Source organism: Brevibacillus sp. YAE8 (genome assembly GCF_057543335.1).
In genome coordinates, this window is record NZ_BAAIYG010000007.1 from 113,849 (window position 1) to 140,806 (window position 26,958).

Annotated in this window: 23 protein-coding genes, 3 pseudogenes and 1 riboswitch; of the genes and pseudogenes, 13 read left to right on the forward strand and 13 right to left on the reverse strand. The window is 54.7% G+C overall.

Annotation, left to right across the window (positions count from 1 at the left end):
* Positions 1 to 6: 6 nt before the first annotated feature.
* The 12 genes and pseudogenes from AC27IT_RS12645 (at position 7) to AC27IT_RS12700 (ending at position 11,741) form a co-directional block, all read left to right on the forward strand.
* Positions 7 to 747 (forward strand): (Fe-S)-binding protein, encoded by a 741-nt coding sequence (locus AC27IT_RS12645; protein ID WP_005826890.1) that lies wholly within the window; start codon positions 7 to 9, stop codon positions 745 to 747.
* Positions 734 to 2,242 carry a LutB/LldF family L-lactate oxidation iron-sulfur protein gene (locus AC27IT_RS12650; protein ID WP_327944412.1) on the forward strand — a complete coding sequence of 503 codons (1,509 nt, stop codon included), beginning with the start codon at positions 734 to 736 and terminating at the stop codon, positions 2,240 to 2,242. The genes AC27IT_RS12645 and AC27IT_RS12650 overlap by 14 nt, the downstream gene beginning before the upstream one ends.
* Positions 2,235 to 2,915, forward strand: coding sequence for a LutC/YkgG family protein (locus AC27IT_RS12655; protein WP_340673418.1), 681 nt, complete (start codon positions 2,235 to 2,237; stop codon positions 2,913 to 2,915). Before AC27IT_RS12650 ends, AC27IT_RS12655 begins: the two co-directional genes overlap by 8 nt.
* 183 nt (positions 2,916 to 3,098) lie before the next feature.
* Positions 3,099 to 3,179: pseudogene (locus AC27IT_RS12660) on the forward strand (GntR family transcriptional regulator); the annotation flags it as partial.
* An 18-nt stretch (positions 3,180 to 3,197) separates the two neighbouring features.
* Positions 3,198 to 3,734 (forward strand): FadR/GntR family transcriptional regulator, encoded by a 537-nt coding sequence (locus AC27IT_RS12665; RefSeq protein WP_309479801.1) that lies wholly within the window; start codon positions 3,198 to 3,200, stop codon positions 3,732 to 3,734.
* Between the two features lie 284 nt (positions 3,735 to 4,018).
* Positions 4,019 to 4,906 carry an iron uptake system protein EfeO gene (efeO, locus tag AC27IT_RS12670; protein WP_025846910.1) on the forward strand — a complete coding sequence of 296 codons (888 nt, stop codon included), beginning with the start codon at positions 4,019 to 4,021 and terminating at the stop codon, positions 4,904 to 4,906.
* Between the two features lie 4 nt (positions 4,907 to 4,910).
* Complete coding sequence (efeB, locus tag AC27IT_RS12675; protein ID WP_007778196.1) at positions 4,911 to 6,185, forward strand: iron uptake transporter deferrochelatase/peroxidase subunit; 1,275 nt, start codon at positions 4,911 to 4,913, stop codon at positions 6,183 to 6,185.
* 27 nt (positions 6,186 to 6,212) lie between these two features.
* Complete coding sequence (locus tag AC27IT_RS12680) at positions 6,213 to 8,000, forward strand: FTR1 family protein (RefSeq protein WP_025846906.1); 1,788 nt, start codon at positions 6,213 to 6,215, stop codon at positions 7,998 to 8,000.
* 262 nt (positions 8,001 to 8,262) lie between these two features.
* Positions 8,263 to 9,189, forward strand: coding sequence for a decaprenyl-phosphate phosphoribosyltransferase (locus tag AC27IT_RS12685; RefSeq protein WP_035422928.1), 927 nt, complete (start codon positions 8,263 to 8,265; stop codon positions 9,187 to 9,189).
* Positions 9,190 to 9,216: 27 nt separating this feature from the next.
* Positions 9,217 to 9,573 carry an SMR family transporter gene (locus tag AC27IT_RS12690; protein ID WP_005826878.1) on the forward strand — a complete coding sequence of 119 codons (357 nt, stop codon included), beginning with the start codon at positions 9,217 to 9,219 and terminating at the stop codon, positions 9,571 to 9,573.
* Positions 9,574 to 9,597: 24 nt separating this feature from the next.
* Positions 9,598 to 10,032, forward strand: a complete 435-nt coding sequence (locus AC27IT_RS12695) for a divergent PAP2 family protein (RefSeq protein WP_007778189.1) — start codon at positions 9,598 to 9,600, stop codon at positions 10,030 to 10,032.
* A gap of 23 nt (positions 10,033 to 10,055) precedes the next feature.
* Positions 10,056 to 11,741, forward strand: a complete 1,686-nt coding sequence (locus AC27IT_RS12700) for a hypothetical protein (protein ID WP_283858449.1) — start codon at positions 10,056 to 10,058, stop codon at positions 11,739 to 11,741.
* 112 nt (positions 11,742 to 11,853) lie between these two features.
* Here the strand turns inward: AC27IT_RS12700 and AC27IT_RS12705 are convergent, their stop codons facing one another.
* From AC27IT_RS12705 to AC27IT_RS12720, 4 genes are all read right to left on the reverse strand, one after another.
* A complete protein-coding gene (locus tag AC27IT_RS12705) occupies positions 11,854 to 13,278 on the reverse strand; it encodes an aldehyde dehydrogenase family protein (RefSeq protein WP_221843272.1) in 1,425 nt (474 codons plus the stop codon).
* 18 nt (positions 13,279 to 13,296) lie between these two features.
* Positions 13,297 to 14,646, reverse strand: a complete 1,350-nt coding sequence (gene gabT, locus AC27IT_RS12710; protein ID WP_005826870.1) for a 4-aminobutyrate--2-oxoglutarate transaminase — start codon at positions 14,644 to 14,646, stop codon at positions 13,297 to 13,299.
* Between the two features lie 196 nt (positions 14,647 to 14,842).
* On the reverse strand, positions 14,843 to 16,246 hold the full coding sequence (locus AC27IT_RS12715; protein ID WP_005826868.1) for a sigma-54 interaction domain-containing protein: 1,404 nt from the start codon (positions 16,244 to 16,246) through the stop codon (positions 14,843 to 14,845).
* A 20-nt stretch (positions 16,247 to 16,266) separates the two neighbouring features.
* Complete coding sequence (locus AC27IT_RS12720; protein WP_283858450.1) at positions 16,267 to 16,551, reverse strand: hypothetical protein; 285 nt, start codon at positions 16,549 to 16,551, stop codon at positions 16,267 to 16,269.
* A gap of 60 nt (positions 16,552 to 16,611) precedes the next feature.
* Between AC27IT_RS12720 and AC27IT_RS12725 the strand changes: the two are divergent.
* Positions 16,612 to 17,325: pseudogene (locus AC27IT_RS12725) on the forward strand (transposase); the annotation flags it as partial.
* A 129-nt stretch (positions 17,326 to 17,454) separates the two neighbouring features.
* Positions 17,455 to 17,654: riboswitch (cobalamin riboswitch) on the reverse strand.
* Between the two features lie 126 nt (positions 17,655 to 17,780).
* Here the strand turns inward: AC27IT_RS12725 and AC27IT_RS12730 are convergent.
* From AC27IT_RS12730 to AC27IT_RS12770, 9 genes and pseudogenes are all read right to left on the reverse strand, one after another.
* A complete protein-coding gene (locus AC27IT_RS12730) occupies positions 17,781 to 20,456 on the reverse strand; it encodes a YhgE/Pip domain-containing protein (protein ID WP_283858451.1) in 2,676 nt (891 codons plus the stop codon).
* 232 nt (positions 20,457 to 20,688) lie between these two features.
* A pseudogene (locus AC27IT_RS12735) lies at positions 20,689 to 21,408 on the reverse strand (FecCD family ABC transporter permease); the annotation flags it as partial.
* A complete protein-coding gene (locus tag AC27IT_RS12740; protein WP_283858453.1) occupies positions 21,393 to 22,622 on the reverse strand; it encodes a chitobiase/beta-hexosaminidase C-terminal domain-containing protein in 1,230 nt (409 codons plus the stop codon). The gene AC27IT_RS12740 and the pseudogene AC27IT_RS12735, both read right to left, overlap by 16 nt.
* Positions 22,567 to 23,103, reverse strand: coding sequence for an Ig-like domain-containing protein (locus AC27IT_RS12745; protein WP_283858454.1), 537 nt, complete (start codon positions 23,101 to 23,103; stop codon positions 22,567 to 22,569). Before AC27IT_RS12745 ends, AC27IT_RS12740 begins: the two co-directional genes overlap by 56 nt.
* A gap of 51 nt (positions 23,104 to 23,154) precedes the next feature.
* The gene (locus AC27IT_RS12750) at positions 23,155 to 23,880 is read right to left on the reverse strand and encodes a metallophosphoesterase (protein ID WP_283858455.1); all 726 of its coding nucleotides are present in this window, start codon (positions 23,878 to 23,880) and stop codon (positions 23,155 to 23,157) included.
* A 13-nt stretch (positions 23,881 to 23,893) separates the two neighbouring features.
* Entirely contained in the window at positions 23,894 to 23,992 is a 99-nt protein-coding gene (locus tag AC27IT_RS12755) for a DUF1963 domain-containing protein (protein ID WP_412679495.1), read from the reverse strand.
* A gap of 124 nt (positions 23,993 to 24,116) precedes the next feature.
* Positions 24,117 to 24,455, reverse strand: coding sequence for a zinc ribbon domain-containing protein YjdM (locus AC27IT_RS12760; RefSeq protein WP_283858456.1), 339 nt, complete (start codon positions 24,453 to 24,455; stop codon positions 24,117 to 24,119).
* A gap of 77 nt (positions 24,456 to 24,532) precedes the next feature.
* On the reverse strand, positions 24,533 to 25,318 hold the full coding sequence (locus AC27IT_RS12765; RefSeq protein ID WP_005826832.1) for a gamma-glutamyl-gamma-aminobutyrate hydrolase family protein: 786 nt from the start codon (positions 25,316 to 25,318) through the stop codon (positions 24,533 to 24,535).
* An 86-nt stretch (positions 25,319 to 25,404) separates the two neighbouring features.
* Complete coding sequence (locus AC27IT_RS12770; RefSeq protein ID WP_286085948.1) at positions 25,405 to 26,892, reverse strand: alanine/glycine:cation symporter family protein; 1,488 nt, start codon at positions 26,890 to 26,892, stop codon at positions 25,405 to 25,407.
* Positions 26,893 to 26,958: the final 66 nt, after the last annotated feature.

Sequence of the window (26,958 nt, forward strand, 5' to 3'; positions counted from 1 at the left end):
GATCGCGTGAAAGTCTCTCTGTTCATTACCTGTTTGAGTGACGCCCTGTATCCGCAGGTGGGAGAAGCGATGGTTCGCCTGCTTGCCGGATACGGCGTGCAAGTGCAGTTTCCCGATGTACAGACGTGCTGCGGTCAGCCGGCCTTTAACAGCGGATACTGGGACGAGGCCAGAGCTGCGGCCAAAACATTGCTTGCGGCTTTTGACGACAGCGACTTTGTCATTTCTCCGTCCGGCTCCTGTACGGGCATGATTCATCATTACTACCCGAAGCTGTTCGAGCACGACCCTGTGTTGCGGCAAAAAGCGGAGCAATTGCGCGACAAAACGTACGAGTTTACCCAGTTTGTCGTGAACGTGTTGGGCATCACGGACTTGGGGGCTGTTTTTCCGCACAAGGTTACCTACCATCCCTCCTGTCACGGGAGCCGCCTGCTCGGCGTCAGCGAGGAGCCGCTGCAACTGATACAGCAAGTTCGGGGACTCGATTTGGTTCCGCTTCCGTTTGCCGAAGATTGCTGCGGCTTCGGCGGTACTTTTGCCGTGAAAATGAGCGAAATATCAGGGGCGATGGTGACGGAAAAGGCCGATCACGTCCTGGAGACAGAAGCAGAGGTGCTCGTTGGCCTTGATCTGGGCTGTCTGCTCAACATCTCGGGCAACCTGCGCTTTCGCGGAGAGCCTGTGCGCGTGATGCATCTGGCTGAATTACTGTACGAGGGAGTGAAAAACGGTGAAAAGCGCTAAGGAAGCATCCGTTGCAGACAGGGCCAGGGCGGCTTTGCAGGACGAATTTTTGCGCAATGCGGTCAAATACACCACCGAGCGGCTGCGGGACGGTAAGCAGCTAGCAGCGTCAGAGCAAGGCAACTGGGAGGAGTGGCGCGAGCGCGGACGGCAAATTCGCTTGCATACGATCGCCCACCTCGACTATTACCTCAATCAGTTCATCGACAACGCCCGCGCGAACGGCGCCCAGATTCATTTTGCCTACACGGCGGAAGAAGCGGCGGCGATCACGCTCGCCATCGCCGAGAAACGCGGAGCGCGCACCGTCGTCAAGTCAAAGTCGATGGTGTCCGAAGAAGTACACATCAACGAAGCGCTGGAAGCACAAGGCATCGAGTCGATCGAAACCGATCTCGGCGAATACATCATTCAATTAGCGAAAGAAGGACCGTCGCACATCATCATCCCCGCCATCCACAAAAACAGGACGCAAATCGCGGAGCTTTTGTCGAAAGAAGCAGGCGAGGCGCTGCCCCCCGATACGGCCGTGCTCGCCGGGTTTGTGCGCCGGAAGCTGCGCGAAAAGTTCCTCGAAGCAGACATCGGCATGACGGGCGTCAACTTCGCCATCGCCGAGTCAGGCTCCATCGTCCTGTTTGAAAACGAGGGCAATGCGCGGATGGTCAGCACTGTGCCGAAAACGCAAATCTCGCTCATGGGCATGGAGCGCATCATTCCGACCTGGGCTGACTTGGAGGTCATGGCTACGCTCCTGCCGCGCTCCGCCACCGGGCAAAAGCTGACCGTCTACATGTCCGGCATCAGTGGACCGCGCCGCGCCCTAGACAGCGACGGGCCGGAGGAAATGCACATCATCATCGTCGACAACGGCCGCTCGCTGCAGCTCGGCGACCCGGATTTTCAGGAGCTGTTGAACTGCATCCGCTGCGGAGCCTGCCTCAACGCCTGTCCCGTGTATCGGCACATTGGCGGACACGCTTACGGCGGGCCGTACAGCGGGCCAATCGGGGCTGTACTCAAGCCTGCCTTGCAAAAAAACGTGGCGGAGTGGGACGACATCGCCTACGCCTCCAGCCTGTGCGGCGCCTGCTACGAAGCGTGCCCGGTCAAAATTCCGCTGCACGACATGCTCGTCTACTTGCGCAAGCGCAAGGCAGAAGCAGGCATTACCGCCCCCGAAGAAGCATGGGCCATGAAAGGCTTTCGCTACATCATGTCCGACCACAGACGGCTGCGGCGAGTCCTTACGCTGGGCAGGCTCGGGCAAAAGCTGGGGCTGCACGACTTTGCCATCAAAGCGAAGCGCGGACCCTTGCAAGGCTGGAGCAAGTATCGGCACACGCCTGCGATCCCTGCGCAGTCTTTTCGCGAAAAGTGGCCTGCCCTGGCGCACGTGCTCGGCGACGAACGCAAGGAACTAAGCCCGCAACTACAAGCCCGGCTGGAAGAAGAGCTGCGCAAACGCGAAAGGAGAGTCGACGACCATGAGTGACGCGCAAAAAGCCTTCATTCAAATGATTACAAACCGACTGGGCAGGCCGATGCCCGCTTCGCCGCCTGTGCACCCGTACAAAGGCGCTCCTGATTTTTGGCGAACCCACGCGCTTGCGCTGGAGGACAAGATCGCGCTTTTCCGCGACAATTGGCAAAAAGCTGGCGGACACTTCTGCCGTTTTGCGACCATGCGTGAAGCCAAACAGTTCATCGTGGAAAAAGCGGCCGAACTGAAGGCCCGCCAGTTTCTTGTGCAAAACCAGCCAGAGCTGCTCGCGCTCGGGCTATCCGAGAGCTTGCCCGACTCCACCTTCACCGTCTGGCATCCAGCCAATCGCGACGTGCTGCTGGCACAGGCAGCCCAAGCCGATATCGGCATCGCGCTCGTCGATTGCGGCGTCGCGCATACCGGAACGGTCGTCGTGACCTCGTCGGAAAACAGCGGACGCTCGGTCAGCCTGCTGCCTGCCGTGTTTATCGCCATCCTCCCCGCAGAGCGGCTCCGGACAAGGCTCGGGGAAGCGTTGGCTGCCTACGACGGACGCGAGCTCGCAGACTTTCCTGCCGGGATTCATTTCATCTCCGGCCCCAGCCGTTCCGCCGATATCGAAAACGATCTGACCATCGGGGTGCACGGCCCTGGCGTCGTGTTTGTTTTGCTCGTCGGCTAAGCACCCGGTCGCGCCCTGGCCAGCGGGAAGCGCGCTCTTTTTCCGGCGTCGTCACGTGTTACAATAGCTTTTGGAAAAAACCGGATCGTACAGGAGTGTTGAAATGGATCTCTCTAGGCTCGCCAAAAAAACCATTACGAACACATCACCGAGCAGTTAAAAGCGCTCATTCTCAACGGAGAGCTGCCACCCGGAGCCAAGCTCCCCTCCACCAAGGAGCTGTCGGAGCGATTCGGCGTCGGCCGCTCCACCACGCGCGAGGCGCTCAGTGCCTTGAAGGCGATGGGGCTGATTGAGATTCGCCAGGGCGGCAATTGCACGGTAAGAAGCATCCCCTCCCCTGCGCACAGCCTGCTGCCTGATCTCAGCGGCTTGCAAACGAACAAACAAACCATTCTCGAACTGATCGAGGTGCGAAAATCGCTGGAAGTCTCCAACGCCGCCATCGCTGCACTCAAGCGTGACGATCACGACCTGCACTCCTTGGAAGCCATCCTCGCGGAAATGGAGCAGCACGTCGGCGCCGAGGAAGTAGGCGAGCGCACCGATCTGCTTTTTCACCTGACACTCGCCAAAGCCACCCACAACTCCATCCTGGCGCATCTGTTTGAATCGCTCTCCCACCAAATGGAAATCGGCATTCGCGAGACTCGCAGAATGGAAATTTACTCGAACCACTCCGTCTCCGCGCAGTTTTTCCACGAGCATAGAGCGATCTACGAAGCGATCAAGAGCAAAGACCCCGAAGCGGCCCAGTCCAGGATGAAGGAACATCTGCTCCACGAAAAGAGCATTCTCCTGAAGTATTTGGCTGATTGAACCCCGCGCAAAAAGGCTTGTCGAGCAACGGACTCGGCGGCCTTTTTTTCTGTCTCGCTCCCCCCTCGTTCCGGCATGCAAAATAAACCGGTAGGCAAGCCTGTCAGAAAACTTGGCGCAGACTTAGTTGCGCTGATACTGGATAAGAATCTTATACATTCTTCTCTGTACAAAAAAATATTGCAAACCGCCAAAGAAAGGTTTACATTTTTCCTGAATGATAATGATTTTTATTATCAATGTATAAGAATCTACTTATATGGTAATTAAGGGGATGTTTTCAGATGATGAAAAAATGGGGTTACCCGCTGTCCGCCGTTGTGCTCGGATCTTCTCTCTTGTTGTCTGCTTGCGGCAGCACCGAGACGGCAAAGGAAGAGAAAAAGCCTGAAGCCGCTCAGCCGGACAAGCCGGCCGCTGCCGAAACCGCCGCGAACACCGCTGCCGTAGACCTGCAAGCTCCCATCGACGCCTACCGCAAATGGGTCATTGAACAGACAGACCAACTGGTCAAAGCGACAGAAAGCTTTACGGCCGCCGTCAAAGCTGGCGACATGGAAAAAGCGAAAAGCGAGTACGCGCCAGCTCGCGCCTACTTTGAACGAATCGAGCCGATCGCGGAATCGCTCGGCGACTTCGACCCGTGGATTGATGCCCGCGAAGGCGATGTTCCCGATAACGAATGGCGCGGCTATCACAAATTGGAAAAAGCTCTCTGGGAAACCAAGTCCGTCGCTGACCAAGGCCCGGTGGCAGACCAGCTTCTGCAAGACGTCAAGCAACTGCGCGTGAAAGTCGAGAGCGTGGATATCGACGTGAAAATGCTCGTAACAGGCGCAGTAGAGCTTTTGAACGAAGTTTCGACCAGCAAGGTGACAGGCGAGGAAGAGCGCTACTCCCACACCGACCTGTACGATTTCGCGGCAAACGTAGAGGGCGCACACGAGATTTTCAAAGTGCTCAAGCCTGCTGTCGATGCCAAGGACGAAGCTTTGTCCAAAGAGATCGAAACCCGTTTTGCCGAGCTTGACGCAGCGCTCGCGCCTTACCGCAAGGACAACGGCTACGTGTTGTACACCGAGTTGAAGGAAGACCAGGTGAAAAAACTGAGCCAGTCTCTCGATGCCCTGGCTGAACCACTGTCCAAAATGGGCACGATCATTGGGGGCTAACCTGATGGAAAACAAGCATCCCGCAAGCGACAACACAAAGCTGACACGTCGCGAGGCACTGAAGCTGGCGGGTGTCGGCGGACTCGGGCTGATTCTCGGCGCCACCGGCGTGAAATCGCTGCTGCCGTCCGCTTCTTCCAGCGAAAAAGCCGCTGCAGCGCCTGTGCTTGCCGACGGCATCATTCCTTTTTACGGCAAGCATCAGGCCGGGATCATTACACCTATGCAGGATTTTATCTGCATGGGTGCTTTTGATTTAACGACGGCCTCGCTCGACGATGTGCGCAAGCTGTTCCAGAGCTGGACCGCAGCAGCAGCCCGCTTGACGGCTGGCAAAACCGCGGACGAGGAAAGCGGCAGCCCTCACCTCCCGCCCGCCGATACAGGCGAGAGCGCGGGGCTGAACCCGATGCGCCTGACGATTACGTTTGGACTCGGCGCTTCCTTCTTCGACGAGCGCTTCGGACTGTCTGGCAAACGGCCCGCCGCTCTGGTCGACTTGCCCCGCTTCAACAGCGATGAAATACGCAAGGAATGGTCTGGCGGCGACGTCGTCGTCCAGGTGTGCGCCAACGATCCGCAGGTGGCTTTTCACGCGCTGCGCAACCTGGCCCGCATCGCGCGCGGCAAAGCTGTCCTCCACTGGGTTCAGGAAGGCTTTCAGCGCACGGGCGCAGCCGATCCGAGCGGTTCTACCCCGCGCAATTTGATGGGCTTCAAGGACGGAACCAACAACCCGAAGGTCAGCGACCCGGCTGTAGCCGATGAAGTCGTCTGGGTGCAACCTTCCGACGAACCGGCCTGGATGACTGGCGGCAGCTACATGGTCATGCGTAGAATCCGCATGCGGATCGAGGTCTGGGACCGCTCTGCCCTGGACGACCAGGAAAATACGTTTGGCCGACATCGCGACTCCGGTGCGCCGCTCGGAAAAACAAACGAGTTCGACGATCTGGAGCTGGACCGCAAAGACGCTAACGGCAATCCGGTCATTCCGGCTGACTCCCACGTCGCTCTCGCCCACATGGAGGGCAAAGTCAAAATACTGCGCCGCGGCTACTCTTATTCGAGCGGACTGGATGCGCGGACCGGGCAGTTGGACGCCGGACTGCTGTTCATCTGCTTCAACCGCGACCCGCGCAAGCAGTTTATCCCGATGCAACAAAAGCTCGCATCTGTCGATTTGCTCAACGAATACATTACCCACGTCGGCAGCGGCCTGTACGCCTGTCTGCCGGGCGCCAGCGAAGGCGGCTACATCGGAGACACACTGTTTTAACCAACTAGCAAGGATGGAGTGAATCCCTTGATACGCTATCTTTTTTCCGTTTTCCTCTGCCTGCTGCTGCTTCTCTCCGGGCTGTCGTCTGCCTTCGCAGCGCCACTTGCTTCCGAGCAGCTCAAACAGTTGATCGCCCTCTCCAGCGACGCGCTCATCAGCAGCGGCGATAAAAATTGGGACGAAGCGACAAAAGCCGTTGCCAGCATGAAGACGATCTGGGCTGCGAACGCAGAGGATACTTCAGCAGACGCACAGGCGCTGTCGGCTGCCATCGCGCAAGCCGAGCAAGCTCTCGCCCAGGTACAGTCCAAGCCGGAGGACGCGGCCGCAGCCATCTCCAACCTGGCCAAAGCCGCCGATCGCTACGTCACGGCCCAGGAATCACCGGCACAGCCAAAAGAAAAGGCGCACAAGCAAATCGCTGCCCTGCTGCCTTTTCTGGAAAAAAGCCTGGCTGCAGTCGAAGCAAGCGACTGGACACAAGCCAAGCAGCAGTACAACAGCTTCGTCGAAGGCTGGTACAAAGCCGAAAGCCTCGTTCGTTCGGAAAACGCCGCCGTCTACGGCGATATGGAAGTGAAAATAAGCGGCGCACGCATCGCCTTGAACACCGAGCCGCCCAATCCGCAAAAAAGTACGGAAAAGCTGCAATCGCTGCTGCAAGCGGTCCAAGACTACGTGTCAGGAAAAGCCGGGCAGCAGGCGGCGGGGGCGACAGACTCCACAGAGCAGCCGTCCATCTCCACCCTGCTTGAACTCATCGGCTCTGTGGAGGCGGACATCGCCAGCCAGAACGCGGAGGAAGCGGCCGGAAAAATGGACACCTTCATCGCCACATGGCCTCTGGTGGAAGGCGTGGTCATGACCAAATCGCCCGCGACCTACAGCAGCATAGAAGCCAAGATGGTCGCCGTACCGACGCTGATTTTGTCTAGCCCGCCACAGTGGGACAAAGCAGCCGCCCTGCTCGCTGAGATGAAGGCAGAGCTGGAGCCGTTCGCCACCGCTTCCTCCTACACCGCCTGGGATGCGGGACTGATTTTGTTCCGCGAAGGCTTGGAGGCGATACTGATTATCGTGTCGCTGCTCGCCTTCCTGCAAAAATCAGGCAATGCGGACAAGCGCAAATGGATTTGGTCAGGCGCCGCGCTCGGGGTAGCGGCTTCGGCGATCCTCGCCGTCGTGCTCAGCATCGTCTTTTCCAACCTCACGACAGGCAGCTCCCGCGAGACAATCGAAGGCATTACCGGACTCATTGCCGTGTTCTTCATGCTGACCATCGGCGCCTGGCTCCACAAAAAGTCGAATTTGCAGGCGTGGAACGATTTTGTGCAAAAATCAATCGGCTCCTCGCTGGCAAAAGGCGCGCTCTGGTCGCTTGCTTTCACTGCGTTTCTCGCTGTCGTCCGCGAAGGCGCGGAAACGATCATTTTTTACATGGGGATGGCCGCGACGATTTCCATGACCGACCTGATGCTCGGCATCGTCGGAGCGCTGGTCGTGCTCGCCGTCATCAGCTTCGTCATCATCAGGCTGAGCGCGCGGATTCCTGTCCGTCCGTTCTTCCTCGTCGCCAGCCTGCTGCTTTACTACATGGCCTTCAAGTTTATCGGGGTCAGCATCCATGCGCTACAGGTCACAGGCACCCTGCCTGCGCACAGCGAGGACTTCCTGCTCCACCTGCCGGACCTCGGCATTTATGCGAACTGGGAGACGACGATTCCGCAGCTTGTCATCCTGGCCGTCATTTTGCTCAACTTGTCGATTTACTCGTGGAAAAGGCCAGCCAAAAGGGTCCCACGCGTAAACTGACCGGAACAGAAGGGAAAAAAACGCAGCTTGCTGGCACTCCGCTTTGCCAGAAGCTGCGTTTTTTCGTGAGATCGCAACCATTTGCCCCACCGTCCGCCGCCTCCGAATGACCAGTTACAAAATTTTACAAAATCTCCATAAGATATGGACAAACCACAAATTTTACGCAAAAATGAAACGTTATATTGGCGAGGTGTAACTTTCAATTTACATTTTTCGTCATTAGGAGGATAGCAATATTCTTTTTGGATTGGAGAGAAATATGGGGGTAACATCTAATTCCGTAAAAGTTGACGTGAAAACGGCTTCCCGCGTCCGGCAAAATATCGTCTACCTGCTGATTCGTCAATTGCGCCCACACCAGTGGACGAAAAATTTGCTCGTCTTCGCAGCACTGCTCTTTTCCTTGCACAAAGTCAGCACGGATGTCATTGGCAAATCGTTGTTCGCGTTTTTGTTGTTCTGCTTTGTATCCGGCTGCGTCTACATCCTGAACGACTTCGTGGACATCAAAAACGACCGGAACCACCCGGAAAAGCGGTTTCGGCCCATGGCCTCCGGCACCCTGCCGCCTGCGCTTGCCCTGGCGTTTGGTGCGCTGCTGTTGGCTGGCTCGCTTTTTTCCGCCTTTTACTTTGATCGGTTGTTCGGGGTTGTCCTCGCTGTTTATTTTGTGCTCAATGTCGCCTATTCGCTCAAGCTCAAGCACGTAGTCATTCTCGACGTCATGATTATTTCCGCAGGGTTTGTGCTGCGGGCCATCGGCGGCAGCCTGATGATTAACACGCCGTTCACGCCGTGGTTTTTGCTCTGCACCATGCTGCTGGCCCTGTTTTTGGCGATCAGCAAACGGCGCCACGAGCTGCTTCTGCTGCAAGCGGACAAAGGAACGCATCGCAAAGTACTGGACAGCTATTCGTCCGAATTGTTGAATCAGCTCAATACAATTGTCACTACGGCGACGATTATCAGCTACAGCTTGTTCACCTTTACTTCGGGACGCACGATTCATCTGATGTGGACAATCCCGTTCGTGATCTTCGGCATTTTCCGCTACCTGTACCTGATTACGATCACAGACAAAGGCGGCAGTCCTGAAAAAGTGCTGCTGCAGGACAAGCCGATTCTCATCACAGTCGTGCTCTACGCCATCACCGTAGCGGGCATCATTTACACCTTTGAATATTAATCACACAGACAGGTTGTGGATCACACTATGCCATCTATCGTTCTCATCCTCATCTCGGTGCTGCTCAGCGCCAGCGGTCAAATTGCCATGAAAATGGGGGCGTCCTCGCTGTCCGGCAACAATGACATGCTGCTGTTGAAGTTTCTGCATTATTTCACCAACCTGCCGATCATGGCGGGGCTTGCGCTTTACGGACTGTCTGCGTTCATCTGGATCGCCGCGCTGGAAAAAGTGCAGCTTTCCTACGCGTATCCCATGGCGGCCCTCGGGTACGTGCTGGTAGCCGGGCTGTCCTTTTTGATCTTTCACGAGCCGCTGTCGCTCACACGTATCGTCGGGCTGGCGATCATCGTCGTTGGCGTGGTTGTCATTTCCCAATCGTAATCACCAAGAAAGAGGAGCTTGCCCATGTTTTATGCGATCGCGCCATTTATTGGCTGGCTTGTGTCCGGAGTAACCAAATTTTTGATAAATTACCTTCGCTTTGGACCAGAAGCGAAAAAGATGGTCGGAAACGGCGGCTTTCCCAGCACGCACACGACCGTCATGGTCACCACCGTGTTTTTGATCGGCTTGCAGGAGGGCTTCACTCATCCTGTTTTCGGTCTGGGCGTGGCGGTGACGTTTATTGTCATCATTGACGCAACCGGGCTGCGCCGAGCCGTAGGCAAGCATGCCGCCGCACTCAACAAGCTGGCAAAGGAGCACCCTGGCAGCCTGTTGCCCACGCCGCTGCGCGAGAGCATGGGCCATACCAGATGGGAAATTGCCGGAGGGCTGGTGCTGGGGATCATGCTCGCCACGCTCCTGCACCTGTTGGCTGGCGCCTTCCCAGTCCTTTAGCTTGCAAAACAGGAGACATACAGATGAATAACCGTACTGCAACGTATTCGTTTTTGATCGGGGCCGCTTTGCTGTTTTTTATGGCCGCGATCGTGCTTTGTACCTCGATTTTCTTTTTGTTGGGCATCCCGGTCACGGCCGTCAGCTTCTGGCTCGCCGTCTTCGCCGCTTTGGCCTGCATGCTCGCCATGACGGCCGTATTTGTGCCTCTCCGCCGTCCAACCTGGCTGCTCGCCCTGCTCGCGGGACTTGGCCTCGTCGTCGGAAGTAGCTGGTACATCAGCGCCAATACGTTCGACCTTTCCTTTGACGGGCAGACCTATCACCAGGAAGCGATCATTTTGCTGAAAAACGGCTGGAATCCGGTCCACGACGCGCCCGTGCTCAAGCCGCTCGCCAAGCCAATCGAGGAAATGGACAACAAGGAGATTTTGTCCGCGTTCCACCTCTGGATCAATCATTACGCCAAAGGGCCGTGGATGCTGGATGCCGTCATGTACAAGGTGACCGACCAGATTGAAGTCGGGAAAATATTCAACCTGCTGCTCATGGCCGCTTCCTTTTTCTTCAGTCTGGCTGCCATAAGAGTCGCCTTTCCCGCGAAAAAAGGGCTGGGGATCGTCCTGGCGCTGCTTTTGGCCGGCAATCCGGTCAGCGTCACGCAGGCTACGTCCTACTACATTGACGGACAGCTCGGCTCGCTCGTGCTCATCATCTGCGCGCTCGGGTACTTGCTGCTCAAGCGCTATCACACCTGGATCATGCTGGCTCTCTGCTCGGCGCTCATGCTGCTGGCACAGATCAAATTCACGGCGCTGGTATACGCCGTGCTGCTCGGCTGCGCCTTGCTGGTGCTCTTCTTTTTCTACGATCGGCAAAAGCGCTGGAAAAGACTCCTGACGTGGCTCGCGGCGAGTCTGGTTATCACCGTCCTGGTAGTGGGCTACAATCCGTACGTCACCAACACGCTCGCCAAAGGGCATCCGTTTTATCCGCTGGCGGGCAAAGGAGCGGTCGATATTATGACCTCGAACAGCCCGCATGATTTCAAAGGCATCAACCCGGTGAGCAAGCTCGCGATTTCGCTGTTCGCCAAATCAGAAAACATCGCCACGCCAAAAGAAACGACGCTGAAATGGCCCTTTACCGTCTCGACTCCGGAGTTGAAAGTGTTTCTCTCCCCGGACGTCCGCGTGGCAGGCTTCGGGCCATGGTTCGGGGGAGCTGTGCTGATCGCCCTCCTGCTCGCGCTTGGCTTGCTTGTAGACCCGGAGCGGAGAAAAGCCGTGCCGTTTTTCATCGCGAGCGGCATCCTGCTCGCCACGGTGCTCGTCAACCCGGAAAGCTGGTGGGCGCGGTATGTTCCCCAGCTCTGGCTGATTCCCGTTCTCGTGGCATTGGCAGGCTGGGAGGCGCGCTCTGCCTTGTTGCGCTACGGAAGCACGCTCCTGGTCGGCGTCATGTTCGTCAACATGCTGCTGGTTGGCAATGCACATCTGCTGGCGCAAAAATCCGTCAACGAAATGGCGCGGCAGCAGTTACAAGACATCAAAGCTGCGAACAAGACGATGGTCGTCGATTTCCGCCACTTCAACGCCAACCGCGTGCGGCTGCAGGAAGCCGGGATTCCGTTCGTAGAGCAAAAAATCAGCGACGAGCAAAACGTCAAAGGCATTGTCAGCTCGCGGGCGATCTACTACTTGCAGTAACCCGCTTCGTATGCACAGACGGGATCAAACAAAAAACCTTCTCAGCGACGCTGAGAAGGTTTTTTCATGTGGTGCTGCACTCTCCTGTTTACTCGTGGAAAAACAGCGGCAGCTACAGCTTGATCGCAATCAGTTTCAGCTCTGTCAACTCTTCGACGGCATACTTGATGCCTTCGCGGCCAAAGCCGCTGTCCTTCACGCCACCGTATGGCATGTTATCCACCCGAAAGGTCGGGATGTCGTTAATCATCACGCCGCCCACTTCCAGCTCTTCTGCTGCGCGCATGGCTGCATGAATATCGCTCGTGTAAATCCCTGCTTGCAGGCCGAAGCGGGAGTCGTTTACTGCCGCAATCGCCTCGTCCATCGTCTCAAACGGCGTGACGACAACGATTGGCCCAAACACCTCCTGGCAAGACACGGAGGAATGGCTGCTCACGTTGGTCAGGATCGTAGGGGCAAAAAGTCGGTCGCTCACGGCTTTGCCGCCTGTTACGACGCGCGCTCCGGCGTCAACCGCTTCCTGTACCCACGCCCCCATCCGCTCATGATCTTTGGCGGAAATGACGGAGGACATGTCGGTTGCCTCCTGCAGCGGGTCACCCAGCACGAGCTTTTCTGTCGCTGCCTTGAACTTTTCCAGAAACTGTTCGTACTTGCTCTGGTGAACGTAGACGCGTTGCAGCGAGATGCACACCTGGCCGCTAAAGGAGAAGGCTCCTGTCACGCAGCGATCGACCAACGCTGACGTGATCTCTACGTTGTGGTCGATAATGACCGCGGAGTTGGAGCCAAGCTCCAATGTCACGCGTTTCAGACCTGCCTTGTTTTTCATCGCAATCCCGACCGCAGGACTGCCCGTAAACGTAATCGCGGCGATCCGGCTGTCGCTGACGAGCTTTTCGCCTACGACCGCGCCTTTTCCCGGAAGGATGTTCAACGCGCCGGCCGGCAATCCGGCCTCGGCAAAAATATCGGCCAAAATCAGCGAGCTGAGCGGAGTCTGACTGGCTGGCTTCAGTACGACCGTATTTCCTGCCGCAATCGCCGGACCTACTTTGTGGGCAACCAGGTTAAACGGGAAGTTGAATGGCGTAATCGCCCCGACCACGCCGATCGGCTTGCGCACGGTAAAAGCGAGTCGTCCCTCGCCTCCCGGAGCCGCATCGAGCGGTACGGTTTCCCCGTGAATCCGCTTTGCTTCCTCTGCCGCGAATTTGTACGTCTGAATCGTGCGGGCGATCTCGACCCGTCCCGTGCGCAGTGGTTTGGCAGCTTCCTGGGCGAGAATCACAGCCAGCTCCTCTTTGCGCGCTTCCATGATCGCCACCGCTTTTTCCAAAATCAGCGCCCGCTGGCTCGCTGGCAGCTTCGCCATCACTTTTGCTGCGGCGCTGGCCGCGCGGATCGCCTCGTCGACATCCGCCTCGTTCGCCTGGGCGACCTCTGCCAGCAGCTCGCCGGAATAAGGCGAGTACAGCGGCGCGTATTCCGTTGCTTCTTTCCATTGACCGTTGATATACAGATGCTTTTTCATGCGTACCTCCCAGATGAATTAGTGGGTCACGTATTGGCTTTTCAGCACATCGGTCATGATGTCCAGCGCTTCTTGCAGTTGCTCGTCGGTAATCACCAGCGGAGACAGGAAACGCAGCACGTTGCTGTGCACACCTGCGGAAAGCACGATGACGCCGGACTCGTAGCAGCCTTTGGTCAGGCCCGCCACAAGCTCTTTGGCAGGCTGCTTCGTTTGCGGGTCGATAAACTCTACCGCGCACATTGCCCCCAGTCCGCGAATTTCCGCAATCACAGGGAACTCGGCTTGCAGCGCCTGGAAATGCGTCTTGATCGCCTTGCCGATCTCTTTTGCGCGCCCGGACAAATTTTCGCGCTCCATTTTTTCGATCACAGCGAGCGCCGCTACGCAACCGAGCGGGCTGCCGCCGTAAGTGCCGCCGATTTCCCCCGGATTTGGCGCGTCCATGATCTCTGCGCGACCTGTCACAGCAGAGATTGGCAAGCCAGCCGCAAGCGACTTCGACATCGTAATGATATCAGGCTCGATTCCGAAGTGAGTCGAAGCGAACATCGCTCCGGTCCGGCCGAAGCCTGTTTGAATTTCATCGGAAATGAACAAGATATTGTGCTTTTTGCAAATTTGGAAGACGCCTTGTACGAATGCTACTGGCGGCACGATGAAGCCGCCTTCGCCCTGGATCGGCTCCATGATGACAGCCGCGACTTCTTCCGGCGCGACTTCTGTCAGGAGGAAGTCTTCGAATTGGCGCACGCAAAATTGCGCGTACTCATCCTCTGTCATGGAAGCAGGCTTGTTCAGCGGATAAGGGAATTGCGCCTTGTAGGTAGCTGGCGCGAACGGCCCCATCTCGAATTTGTACGGCTTCACTTTGGAGGTCAGCGACATGCCGAGCAGTGTGCGTCCGTGGAAGCCGCGGCTAAACGATACGATACCGGGACGTCCGGTGTATTTGCGGGCGATTTTCACGGCGTTTTCCACCGCTTCCGCTCCGCTGTTGGCAAACATCGTTTTCTTTTCGAAGCTGCCTGGCGTGATTTCGGCGAGCTTTTCCGCCAGTGCCACATACGGCTCGTACATGCCTACGTGGAAGCAAGGATGGATGTATTTGTCCAGTTGCTCTTTGACCGCGTCGACTACTTCCTGCGGACAATGCCCTGCGTTCAAAGTGCCGATCGCGCCTGCCAGATCAATGAACGTGTTGCCATCTACGTCTGTCACGAGCGCGCCGGAGGCTGTCTCTACAAAAACCGGGGTGTTGTTGCCGATGCCTTTTGGCACAAACTGTTTTCTTTTCTCGATCAGGGCGGACCCCTTCGGACCAGGTACACCAGCGGCTACATTGACGAATTTGCGTTGTTTGGACATATCGTGATCTCTCCTCGTATGAGATTGATAACAGCAAGGTGATGCCTTCGCTGACGATATGTAGCAATACTCGTGCCAAGCGAAAAAGCTTGCCGGAAGCGCATTTGCCGCACGCGCGCGGTGTACGTTTATTCAAAAATGAATTGAAGACCACGAAATTCCCGATTCATTTTTGAATGAAAAATTCATTTTTGAATCAAGTGGAACGAATCCGGTATTTTTGCAGCTTGCGCACGACAGACGGCTGGCTGATGCCGAGAAACTCCGCCATCTCTGCTGTCGTCCGGCAGCGCTCTGCCGCATGGCGCAGCCATTTTTCCTCCACCTGCTCCAGCGCATCCCGCAGCGACATTCTCGATGCCGCTACACTCGGCTCCATCGCTGCCTGCTCCTCTCCGACCGCCCGGATTTCGGCAGGCAGGTGCTGGGGCGTAATCACGTCTTCGTCCGCCGTCACGACCATCCGCTCCAGGACGTTTTCCAGCTCCCGCACGTTCCCCGGCCAGGCGTACTGCATCAAGGCGTGGGTCGCCGCTGCATCAAGCCGCTTGTTCATTCCGTACCGCTCATTGAGCGTGCGCACGACAAGCTTCAACAGCGCGGCAATATCCTCTGGCCGATTGCGCAGGGCGGGCACATGAATCGGCACGACGTTCAGCCGGAAATACAGGTCCTGGCGAAACTTGCCTTCCTTGACCATCTTCTCCAGGTCGCGGTTGGTCGCGGCAATCAGGCGAAAATCCACGTCCCGGTACTGCATGCTGCCCACTCGCTGCAGCCGTTTTTCCTGAATTACCTTCAGCAGCTTGGCCTGCAAAGTCAGCGGCAGCTCTCCCAGTTCGTCCAAAAGCAGCGTCCCCTGATTCGCCATCTCGATAATCCCTTGTTTGCCCTGCTTGCCTGCGCCCGTAAACGCGCCTGCCTCGTAGCCAAACAGCTCCGACTCCAGCAGCCCTTCCGGAATCGACCCGCAGTTGATTTCCACGAACTGTCCGCCAAAGCGGCGGCTGTTGCGGTGAATCTCGCGCGCGATCACGTTTTTGCCGACACCCGATTCCCCCAGAATGAGCACGGTCGAGTCGACCATCGCCACCTTTTTGATGAGGCGGTCAATGTCGCGCATCGGCTGACTGACAGCCACGAAGCCATCCTGATTTTTCTCACGCAGCTCCTCGATTTCTGATTCAAACTGCTTCAATTGCTCGGTCAGGCTCTCGTAGCGACGCTTCAATTCCAAAATTTCCGTCAAATCGTGCGAATAGCTGATGACCGAATGCATGCTCCCATCGGCATTCCACAACGGATAGGCCGTCACCATCAGCTTGCGGCCCCCGGGGATTTCCTGCATCATCGTCTGCGGGGTCTTCGTATCCATGACCTTGCGCGTGACGGAAGGCGAAAATACTTTTTCTTTTTCCAGCTCGATGACGTTTTTGCCCAACAGCTCGTCTTTGCCGATCCCGTACATTTCGTAGGACGAATCCCCGACTAGCTGAATGTAGCCTTCCGGGTCCGTGATGAGCAGATGATCGCGCGACGTCTCCACAATGCCTTCCAGCACGCGGCTCATCCATCGCGCCCGGCTCTCTTCATTATTCATTCGTCCGCCTCCTTTTGGCCTCAGGCTGCTGTCGCCGCTCCCGCTTGCTTGCCCGCCCGTAAAATCTGCCTTGTCCCAAAAGCCGTGTCTGCCTTCACGGTTGTCTCTGAATCCTGTTTTTTACTCTCATTATAGAAAATAAAGCTTGCCAGAACAACGAATGCCCAGAAAGCTGAGATTTTATCCACCACACACGTGTTCATGCAGCATCGCAACTGCTCAGCAAAAAAAGACAGCTTTTCAAGCTGTCTCAGATTGTCGACAAAGTACCTGCCGGCAGTTTTTATTTTGTCAAGTATCTCCATTTATTCACCGCGTTAATATGTTATAATTGTATAAGATGTACCTTATGGAAGTGATTACGGTTGTTGCGAAAGACAGGCTACGAAGGACGGACTCAAGTTTCGTTCGTCTCTTTGGACGAACTTGTTCCGCAAGATCATCTTGTACGGAAAATCGAAAACGCAATCGACTTTCGTTTCGTCTACAATCTCGTTCAAGATCTGTATTGTGAAGATAACGGAAGACCCAGTATTGATCCGGTCGTGCTTATCAAAATTGCGTTTATTCAGTGTATCTTTGGGATACGTTCTATGCGTCAGACCATAAAAGAAATCGAAACCAATGTCGCCTATCGATGGTTCATCGGCTATGACTCCAGTCAACCTATTCCCCACTTCTCGACACTGGGTAAGAACTACGTTCGCCGCTTCCGCGATAGCAATTTGTTTGAGACAATCTTCGCTCGCATTCTGGAAGAGGCCGTCAGCCATGGATTCGTGGAGCCGGAAGTGCTTTTCATTGATGCCACACATGTAAAAGCCAACGCGAACAAGAACAAATACCTCAAAGAGATCGTGCAAGAGCAAAGCAAAAAGTATCAGGAACTGCTGGACGACGAGATCAATCAAGATCGAATCGCACATGGGAAGAAACCACTCGAAAAAAAAGACAGAAGCTCACAGAAGGAGGGGAAGGTCAGTACGACTGATCCCGAGTGCGGATTGTTTGTAAAAGGAGAAAAAGAGCGTGTCTTTGCCTACAGTTTCCATACGGCTTGTGATCGAAAGGGGTTTGTCTCCAATCTGAAACAACTTCCGCAGAAGTTGTTAAGAGGCGAATGAATACTCAAATAAGCATGCTGATTGTCCAAATCAAAAACACGCCTATCCATTTCGCACTTAACACCCCCTATCCTCGTAGGTATTGATGTTGTGCTCAAACAGGCAGGTCTCCTGGCTTATGTTCATCGCTTTTCGAACCTTCCCATTTTCGGCTGGCGAAAACAGTGGCATCTTCGAATCGCTCCCAATTACAGTTGCGGGACAGCGTCGGATTCTAACCGAACTTCCCTTTTAAGCAGATAAAAGATGGTGAATTTATCTGCACCTGTTTGTACACGTATTTAGTTTGTCTCGAATATACCACCGATTCAGAAAATTAACAATTGGATTCTTTCCTAAAAATTGGGTAATCCGACTGAACGCACACGAAAAAACCAGCCAATAACGATGATTGGCTGGTTACTGATGGCTTACCCGATAATTTTTGTCTTCTTGGCATTCTCCATCGATTTTTGAATCAGGCCGCTCAACGGACGCTTCAGGGCGAGCGCGATGAACAGGCTGATTCCGATGAAGCCGAACAGAAAGAGAATGTCCCGGGTCGCCGTCTCCCACAGCACCCCGCCTACGCCCTCACGCAGCAGGCTGATCGCGTAGGTGAACGGCATGAACGGATTCAATGCCTGGAAAAAGGGAGCGGTCATGCTGATCGGGAACGTCCCGCCCGAGCTGGAAAACTGGAACACCATGAAAATGATCGCGATGCCTTTGCCCACGTTGCCGAATACGGACAGCAGCGTGTACGTGATCGTGACGAATACCATGCTGACGAGCATCGCGAAAAGCACAAACGGAACTTTATCCGCAACATAAGCTTCCAGAATGTAAATGTCTCCAAGCGTAATGCACAATGCCTGAAGCAGACCGATCGTCACAAACGTGCCCAAACGCCCCAAATAAAGCTGGTACGGCTTGTAGCGGCCATCCGGATTTTCCGCATCCGGCTTGAGCAGGGAAATCAGCAACGTCGCCCCGACCCATAGCGACAGGACGCCGTAAAACGGAGACATCGCCGAGCCGTAGTTCGGGATCGGGTATTTGCGGTTTTCCTTGATCTGCACCGGGCTGGCGAGAAATTCGCTCTCTTTTTGAATATCCCCGCGCAAAAGCTTGGCGAGATCGGCGAAGTTGTTGTTCGCCTCTACCTCTCTCAGCTTGTCTGCCGCCTGCGAAATCGCGCTCTCCAGCTTGGGCAAATCGTCGCGAACCAGCGCCGCCACTCTGTGGACGCCGTTCTCCACCTCCGGCAGCTTGTTGCGCACGAAATCAGCCAGCTTCACAAGTTCCGCTTCTGCCTGCGGCAAATCGTTGCGAATGAATGCCGCCGCCTGGTCGAGCTTTTGCCCGATGGCTGGCAAGTTTTCCTTCAAGAACGGAGCCGCCGTGCGAATCGCTTTGGCAAAAGCGTCCGACTTCGCTTGCAGCGTTTGCGCCAACTCGTGAACCCGCGCCTGAATTTGCGGCAGCTCCTGCTCGATTCGTTTCAGCTCTGCCAGGCCCAGCTCCAGCCCCGCCTTCGTTTCCTTGAGAATCGCCTCGATGTCCGGGAGCTTTTCCTGCGCTTTGTGCAAAAGCTCGGCGGACGTTCCCGTGATCGTCTTCAGCTTTTCAATGCCTTCCTCGATTTTCGGAACGATTTCGCTATCGTAGCGCCCGAGAATATCGCCCAGTTCCGCGCTCGTGTTTTTCGACAGTTCGTTCAGGCTCTCGACCAAGTCTCGCGCTGGCTTTTTCCCGTTTTCCAGCGCGTCTGCAATCGTGCCGAGAATTTCGATTTGCCGATTCATCCTGTCCTCGAGCCCGTGCAGCCGCTCTGACAAACGGTCCAGCGGCTGTCCGGGGATGTAGCCGTTCAGCTTGTCGACCAGCGCTGCGGTATGTTCCAGCACGCGCACGACTCGGGACAGCCTGTCCTGGACGGCATGAACCTCTTCTGCTGTCGGCAAGCGCTCCGGATTGAGCTGCAAAAGCCTGTCTGTAAGCTGCGCAAGCGCATCGGCAGCTTGCTGGGCCAGCAGGAGATTTTGCTTAATCAGCGGCGCGATTGTGTCCCATGCGCCGTCATGGGTTGCAAAAAACCGATTCAGTTGATCGGCCAAATCGGCTCCTTTGTCCGTCAGCTCGGCAATGCGCGGCAGGGCGTTTTGAGCCGCCGAAACAATCTCAATTGCCTGACTGGCCTTCTCTGTGGCCGTGGTGACCGCGCTTGCGACTTTGCCGAAGTTTTGATCGAGCTCGGCAATGCGCCCAACCGCCTGCTCGATTGTCGGCAGCTTGTCTTCCATGCCGATGATAACCGATGCGGCTTCGTTGATTCGCGGCCAGTTTTGCTGGACTTTCAGCACGGCATCGGCCGCCTGGTTGATTTCCGGGAGGCGCTTTTCCACTTCCGGGATGATTTGCGCCTTCTCGTGAATTTCCGGCAGCTTCTTTTCAATCTCCAGCACCTTTTGCCCCGCTGCATGAATCTCGGGCAGCTTTTTCTCCAGTTCAAAAATACCGCTCTCGATTCGGCGAATGGTCGGCAGTTGCTCCTCGAGCTTCACACCGATTTCCGTCAGCTTTGTCAGCAGAGCCTCGCTGACCTCTTCCGTGAAGCTTTCGTTGATCTGCTTGGCGATGGCCGAGACGCCGGAAGAGGTGATTTTGGGAGCCACGGCGTTGACTTTTTCGTTGACCGTATAGATCACTTCGGGCCTGTCCAGTCTGCCGTTGACGATCCCGGTAATTTTCTCGGAAAAGTCGGCCGGAATCAGGATGCTGGCGTAGTAATCGCCCCGATCCACGCCGCGCTCGGCCTCCTCCTTCGTCACGAAGGTCCAGCCCAGCTTATCGTTGTGCTGCAAGCTCTTTAGCAGCTCGTCCCCGATGTTGATCTGCTTGTCCATGACCGTCGCGCCCTGGTCCTCGCTCGTTACCGCCACTTTTACGCCTTGCGTATTGGCGTACGGGTCCCAGACCGACTTGATGTTGACCCAATCGTACAGGCATGGGAGCAAGATGATCGCGACAATGAGGAAAATTCCCGTCGGTACTTTGAATATGTTGATCCAGTCCGTTTTGTAAATCTGCCATATGGAACGCATGCATGTACCACCTAATTTTGGAGGAATGAGGGCCATCTGATACTTCCATGACAGTCTACCATAAAAGGAAATAAGCAGGAAGGAAGCTGCCAGTAGTAGCATGAGCCGCTGCCTGTCATTTTATGTTTGGCCTGTCCAGCCGCCGCGCTGCCCTCGCCCTGCGCCAAAAGCCACCTGCCCTGCCAGACATGCAGAACGGGTGGCTTCCTTTTTCCAAACGGGTTCGCAAGCGCTATGCCTTTTTCTTCTCAACCCGCACCAGATACAAGAAGTACGGGACTCCAATGATCGCGGTCAAAATCCCCGCGGGAATCTCGACAGGCGGATTCACTCCCCGCCCGATCGCGTCTGCAATCACCAAAATCAGCGCGCCAATAATCGCTGCGCCCGGCAACAAAATCCGGTGCTGGTTACCGAACAGCTTTCGTGCCATTTGCGGTGCCAGCAAGCCGACAAAGCCAATCGAGCCAATCGCAGCGACACACGCTCCGGCCAGTGCCACCGCGAGCAGCAGTACGTAGCGGGTCTGGCTGACCTTCAGGCCAAGCCCCATCAAGCTGTTTTCGTCGAGGCTGATAATGTCGAGCTTCCGATACAGGGCGAATGCGGCAGGGATCAGCACGCACAGCCATGGCAGCAAGCCGTAAACTTCATCCCAGCCCTTTCCCCACAGGCTTCCCGCCAGCCAGACGAGCGAATCGTTGGCTTGCAGCGGGTATTTGACCAAAATAAACTCCGTCAACGCCTGGCAAACCGCCCCGACGCCCAGTCCGACGAGGGCAAACGTGCCAGGCTGCGCCCCGCTTTTTTGGGCAAACGCGATCAGCGCGACCGCAACGGCAAGTGCCCCCAGAAAGGCAAAAACCGGCAGCAGCAGCGGCGAAGCATGGGGAAAAAGAATGATGACGACAACCGCAAACAAGCCTGCTCCCTTCGTCACCCCGATGACACCAGTGGACTTGGCCCTGGATCGTCAGGAGGTGGCGGTAGCGGAGCTGGGTCTGGATCTGCAATGGTGACGCCATCCGAGCCTTGGCCGACAGTCTGGTCAAATTCATCCTTTGCCAGCACAGTCACTTCATAGGAACCAGCCGGCAAATCTGCAAAAGTATGTGCCAGGCCATTGCGAACCTCTACGCAGGAGTCTGGGACAGATGCCAGGCAAACCACATACACATCGGCCACGCTCACTTCATCCCAGGTGACGGCGATGGACAATCCGTCGGCCGTTGCTTCCACCGTCATCCCTACCGGCTCTGCCACGACCCTGAAAGACTCGCTGCCTTCCGCGATCACTTGATGAGCGGCGTTATAGGCGGTAACTGTCGCTGTATATTTGACCAAATATTCAAAGTCTGCGAATACGTATTCCAATTGATCGTCATTGTCAGGCTGCAAAAGCGTCTCGCACCCTTTTCCGGTCAGGCAAAGCTCGTAGTTTGCTGCCCCAGCCACTTGCGCCCATCTGATATAGACCGAACCGTCCTCGCCGATCTCCAGTCCGATCGTCTCGACCTCCGGCTCAGGCTCCGGGTCAGGCGGTGTCGGCACGTAGCCAAGCAGGAACGAATTGCTCTGCGCCGCATAGCTGCCAGCTTCGTCGTAGAATCTGACGACAAACGCGTTTTGCAGCATCGTCGAAGTATCAACTGCCAGCGTCAGTAAAACGGTGCGCGCTGACGTCTGCGTCCCGCTGGCAACGCCAAGCGCTTGCCCGCCGCTTGCAGCCGGAATGTCAAAACGGTAGGATCGGCCATTTTGCAAAGTAATCCCCGCTCCCGAGCCGCTTTGAACCGGTTCGGAAAAAGCGATCTCTACATGCTGGCTGTCTTTGACGCTCGCGGACACTGTCGTGTAGGCGTACTTTGCCACCTCGCTGTCCCGCATGTTGTCAGCCGTGGCATACGCCTCGATCGCTCCATCGGACGGCCGGATCGACGCGCCGGATTGGTAGCGCACGTACTCGCCGCCGTCCCGGTAGTAAATCGTCGCGCCCGGCGTCTCTGTCTGCAGCGCAATGTCAGGGGTGCGATCAACCAGTCCCGCTTTTGGCGACGGGATCACTGGCGATACTTGCGGAGCGTGAAACACGCCATACGTGAGAAATGCTCTACGCTCGCGACCGCTCTGCCGCCAGACACGCTCGTGCTGTGTACGTATTCCCAACGGTCAGCGGACCGCTCGTAAAAGACTCCCACGTCACTTGCGTCCTCTTCCGCTTCCAGCGCATATGACAACTGACAGGCCGCGTCAGTTCGATTCCGGCAAAATCAAAGCGCAGGACGAGCCCTGCCTGCGTCAGCGCCGTTCCCGGTTCCGCTTCGGTTATCGTCACAGTCGCATTCTCCGGAATCTGATTCGCGCCCATGTTCAGCTCGAAGCCTTGGTCAAACAGCATGGTTCCCTCGTGCAGCTTGACTGGCTTGCCAAACGGCGCATAAATGTGCAAGGTCAACGTAACACCCTGCCCGTATCCGCTCACTTTTCCATGAAAACGGAACGTTCCGGTCTTTGTCGTGTCTGCCTTCTGCTCCCACTTCACGACTTCCCAGCTCTTGCTGCCATCGTCCATTTCGGCCAAAACCTTGCCGGGCAAATAGTAGATGGCGCCTGCCCGAACCGTATTTTCCAGATCGGGAATGCGCACAATCGTCCCCGGTTTGACTGTCCAGTTTAGACGTTGTATCAGCGACGAGGACTACGCCGAATTTACGCTCTGCTTTCTATAAGAAAGGAGGACGTACTCATGGTTATGATCCCTTCTCTTAACAAAAAAGGGCTGAAAAAACCGTTTTCTGCCTCTATTCAAAACTTCTCCACACTTCTGATGAAAAACGAGCAGTTGCGCGTTGCTGCTACTACCGCGAAGTAACACCCAAAACCGGAACAAGCTATGCGTGTCGTAGTTGTTCTGACTTTCCTTAACCGTTCCAATTGAAAAAAGTGGTTGGCAACGGGAAACGTTGCTCAACCACTTTTTATATGCCCGCAAATCGTGATTGCCCGCCACCCCGACTACATGCCCGAACTCGCGTTGAAAAGCCGTCCATACAGCTAAAGGATCGCCGCTACTCCCTCGTTTCAGCGGATCCGCATACAAATCCCCGCACAGCAAGACAAGCGTGCGCTCTGGACGTACCGACGGCTTTTCGATTTGCAAGAGCAACGTGACAAAGGCCGGAAGAACTTCCCCAAGCAATGCCTGCTCTTTGCTTTCAGCCTCTGTTACTCCCTGCAAATCAGATGTCACGATCACAGCATCGCATCCATTCGGCATGTGCGCCATTTCCCCGAAAAAGATCGGAAGCCAGCTCGGGATAACCCCTTTGTCGCCTGAACCAGCAGCCAAATATGGAATCTGCTCGATGCTCCTGTGCGATTCGGATGATTCGCATTTCCCTACTCCTTCCCGGATACGGGTCACGAAAGCCTGCCGTCTACAGGCAATCCCACGTATAGAAGACGCGAGAAAAATTGAGCCTTGCCAAGTCGTCTTTGCGGATAAAAAAATTCGCCACTCCGCGCCCCGCTGGCATCTGTCAGATCCCAATATTTCGCATAGGCGACTGGAATTTGATAGGTGTATTTTATCTGAATGGAACAGCAATTCGCAAATGATGAGAAAAAACCAGCTTCTCTGGAGAAGCTGGCCTCGCGTTTCTATACCTTTTTCACAAACTCTGACTTCAGTTTCATCGCGCCGAACCCGTCGATCTTGCAATCGATATCGTGGTCGCCGTCCACCAGGCGAATATTTTTGACCTTCGTCCCGATTTTCACGACCAGCGAGGTTCCTTTTACTTTCAGGTCTTTGATGACCGTTACGGTATCGCCGTCTTGCAGGATGTTGCCGTTCGCGTCCTTGATTACTTTTTCGCCGCTGTCCTCGGCTTCTGCTTGCAGTGTCCACTCGTGGCTGCATTCCGGGCAGATCAGCATGCTTCCATCCTCGTACGTGTACTCGGAATTACATTTCGGGCAATTTGGCAATTTACTCATGCATTTCATACCTCCATCCAATTACGGCTCATTTTAACACAAATGCCCGTTGGATACATGTCTTGCCGCCCAATTTCTTAACGGTTGGCAGAGGTACAAAGGTTATCCATGTCTATTCGCTTCTTCTTGGCGGACTCGATAAATAGCATAAACAGCTTCAGTTGTTCCTCATCTGTCTGAAACATCATCTCGGGATGCCACTGAACAGCCAGTAAAAATGGATACTGCGGATGTACAATCGCCTCAATGATGCCATCCTCTGCGGTTGCAATCGCTTCCAGACCTTCTCCGAGTCTTTCGATCACCTGATGATGAAAGCTGTTGACGTCCAGCTCCTCCTTGCCAAAACAACGATAAAGAACATGCTCCTTTGAAAGCTTTACCTTGTGAGCAATACTGGATTTTGGCCCTATATACCCGGCGTGGTTGATCTCCGTGGAATAGCCTCGCTCAATGTCTTGCACGAGCGTCCCGCCAAAATACACATTCAGAAGTTGAAGTCCGCGACATATCCCGAATATCGGCATCTTTCTTTTTACCGCTTTGTCCAGCAGCTTCCATTCAAACTGGTCCCTGGCCGGATTGATCTGACCAAGACCTTTTTTATACGGCTGCCCGTAGAAGCTTGGGCTAATGTCGCTCCCGCCAATAAACATCAGGCCATCGAGACGATCCAATAGCGACTCCAGATAACTGTCATCATCAATGAGTGGAATCGGTACAGGTATTCCGCCTGCACGATGAATACTCTCAGGATCGTCTATCGCTGACATAAAGTGGTCCTGGGCAATGACAAATCGATGTTTGCTTTCCTCAAAGGCACTGACGTAATAGGTTGTACAACCAATGAGAGGCTTCGTCACATTCCATTTCTCCTTCATCTGCTGATCTTATGTGACCGATTTTAGGGGAAAAATTCTGGAGAAAAATCAAAAAATTATGTGATCGCTCACTCAATTGTCTTTGTAGCGCTGGCCATTCCCTTATCTTCATAAAACAGTCGGACATCTTCGTCAATCTGCCCGATGTTCAAATATCTGGCTTTGTAATCTTGCAACAGCTTTTTAAACTGATGGCTGAGAACCAGCAGGAAAAATATGTTGATAAAGGTAGGTACAGCAGTCATGATGCCTGTCATCAACCATACATCCTTGTCGGGAAAGTGAAAAGTGACGACATAGACGACAAAGAGAAATTCGGGAAATGCGCAAAATATCTTCAAATATTTCAGTACATGTTTTTTAGCGACCTTCTTTTTATTCAGCAGGTGTTTTACCATTATTTCCCTGCTCACATACCAGCCGCTTGCCGACGTTAGTGCAAACAAGAAAATGATGACCGTCACCATGTATTTGCCCGCTAACCCCAATGTTTGTTCAAACGAATGCAAAGCCAGTTCAATCCCCGTTCGTCCGGAAACCCAATCATCAGACAAAATCACCACGAAAGCCGTAATTCCACAAATCACAATGCTTGTAAAAAACACCTCAAAACCACCCCACAGCCCTTGCTTTACCGGATGGTCGACATTGGCCGTCGAATGAACAATCGGTGTAGTGCCCCAGCCGAATTCGCTGGTGTACACTGCCTGGGATACCCCGATCGTAATGACCTGGGCCAAGGTTGCTCCCGTGAAACCACCGATGGCGGCCGAGCCATAAAAGGCGTGCCGAATAATCAATTCCAGGGTCGGGATGACTTTTTCCACGTTCATCAAAATAATCAGGAAACCTAAAGCAAGATAAGCCACGATCATGAACGGCACTATGAATAAAAATATCCTTGCCAAATACGGAATGCCGCGCACAATGATGAAATAAACCAAAAGCGCAAACAAAAAGGATACGCCAAGAATGTTCATATGAAACGTGGTGCTGATAGCGACGGAAGCCACGTAGTTTTGGATCGAGAGAAAAATGGGCGCGATCATGCCAATCACAAACAACACGACCAGAAACATCCAATTTTTTACATTCATTTCTTCACCGATACCTTTTTCGATGTAAACAGTCGCCCCCCCGATGAATTGCCCATCCTCGTCTCTCGTTCTGTAATAGACGGATAAAGTTACTTCTACCATTTTGATAATCATCCCGACTGCGGAGGCAACCCACATCCAAAATACCGCTCCCGGACCGCCGATGGAGATGGCTGTAGCCACCCCGCCTATACATCCAACCCCTACCAGACAGCCAAGGGCAATATTTCCGGCGATGTAAGAAGGCAGTCCTCCTCGTTGGCTTGTTTTTTCCGTTTTTTGGCGAGTGGAGCCCCAAATGTGGCGAAATATATGCAAAAGCTGACGAAGCTGAAAAAACCGATTATCCACCGTAAAAAAGAAGCCCGCGAAAAGAATAGCAAAAGGCATGGGGATATCCCAAAGGATGTTGACGATGGAGTTTGCCATTTTCTCTATCAAGACGACCAAACCTTTCACGAATTTTCACACATTTCTTTGAAATTTATTTTACATTATTTTTTTATGATATAGGCACAAAGTACG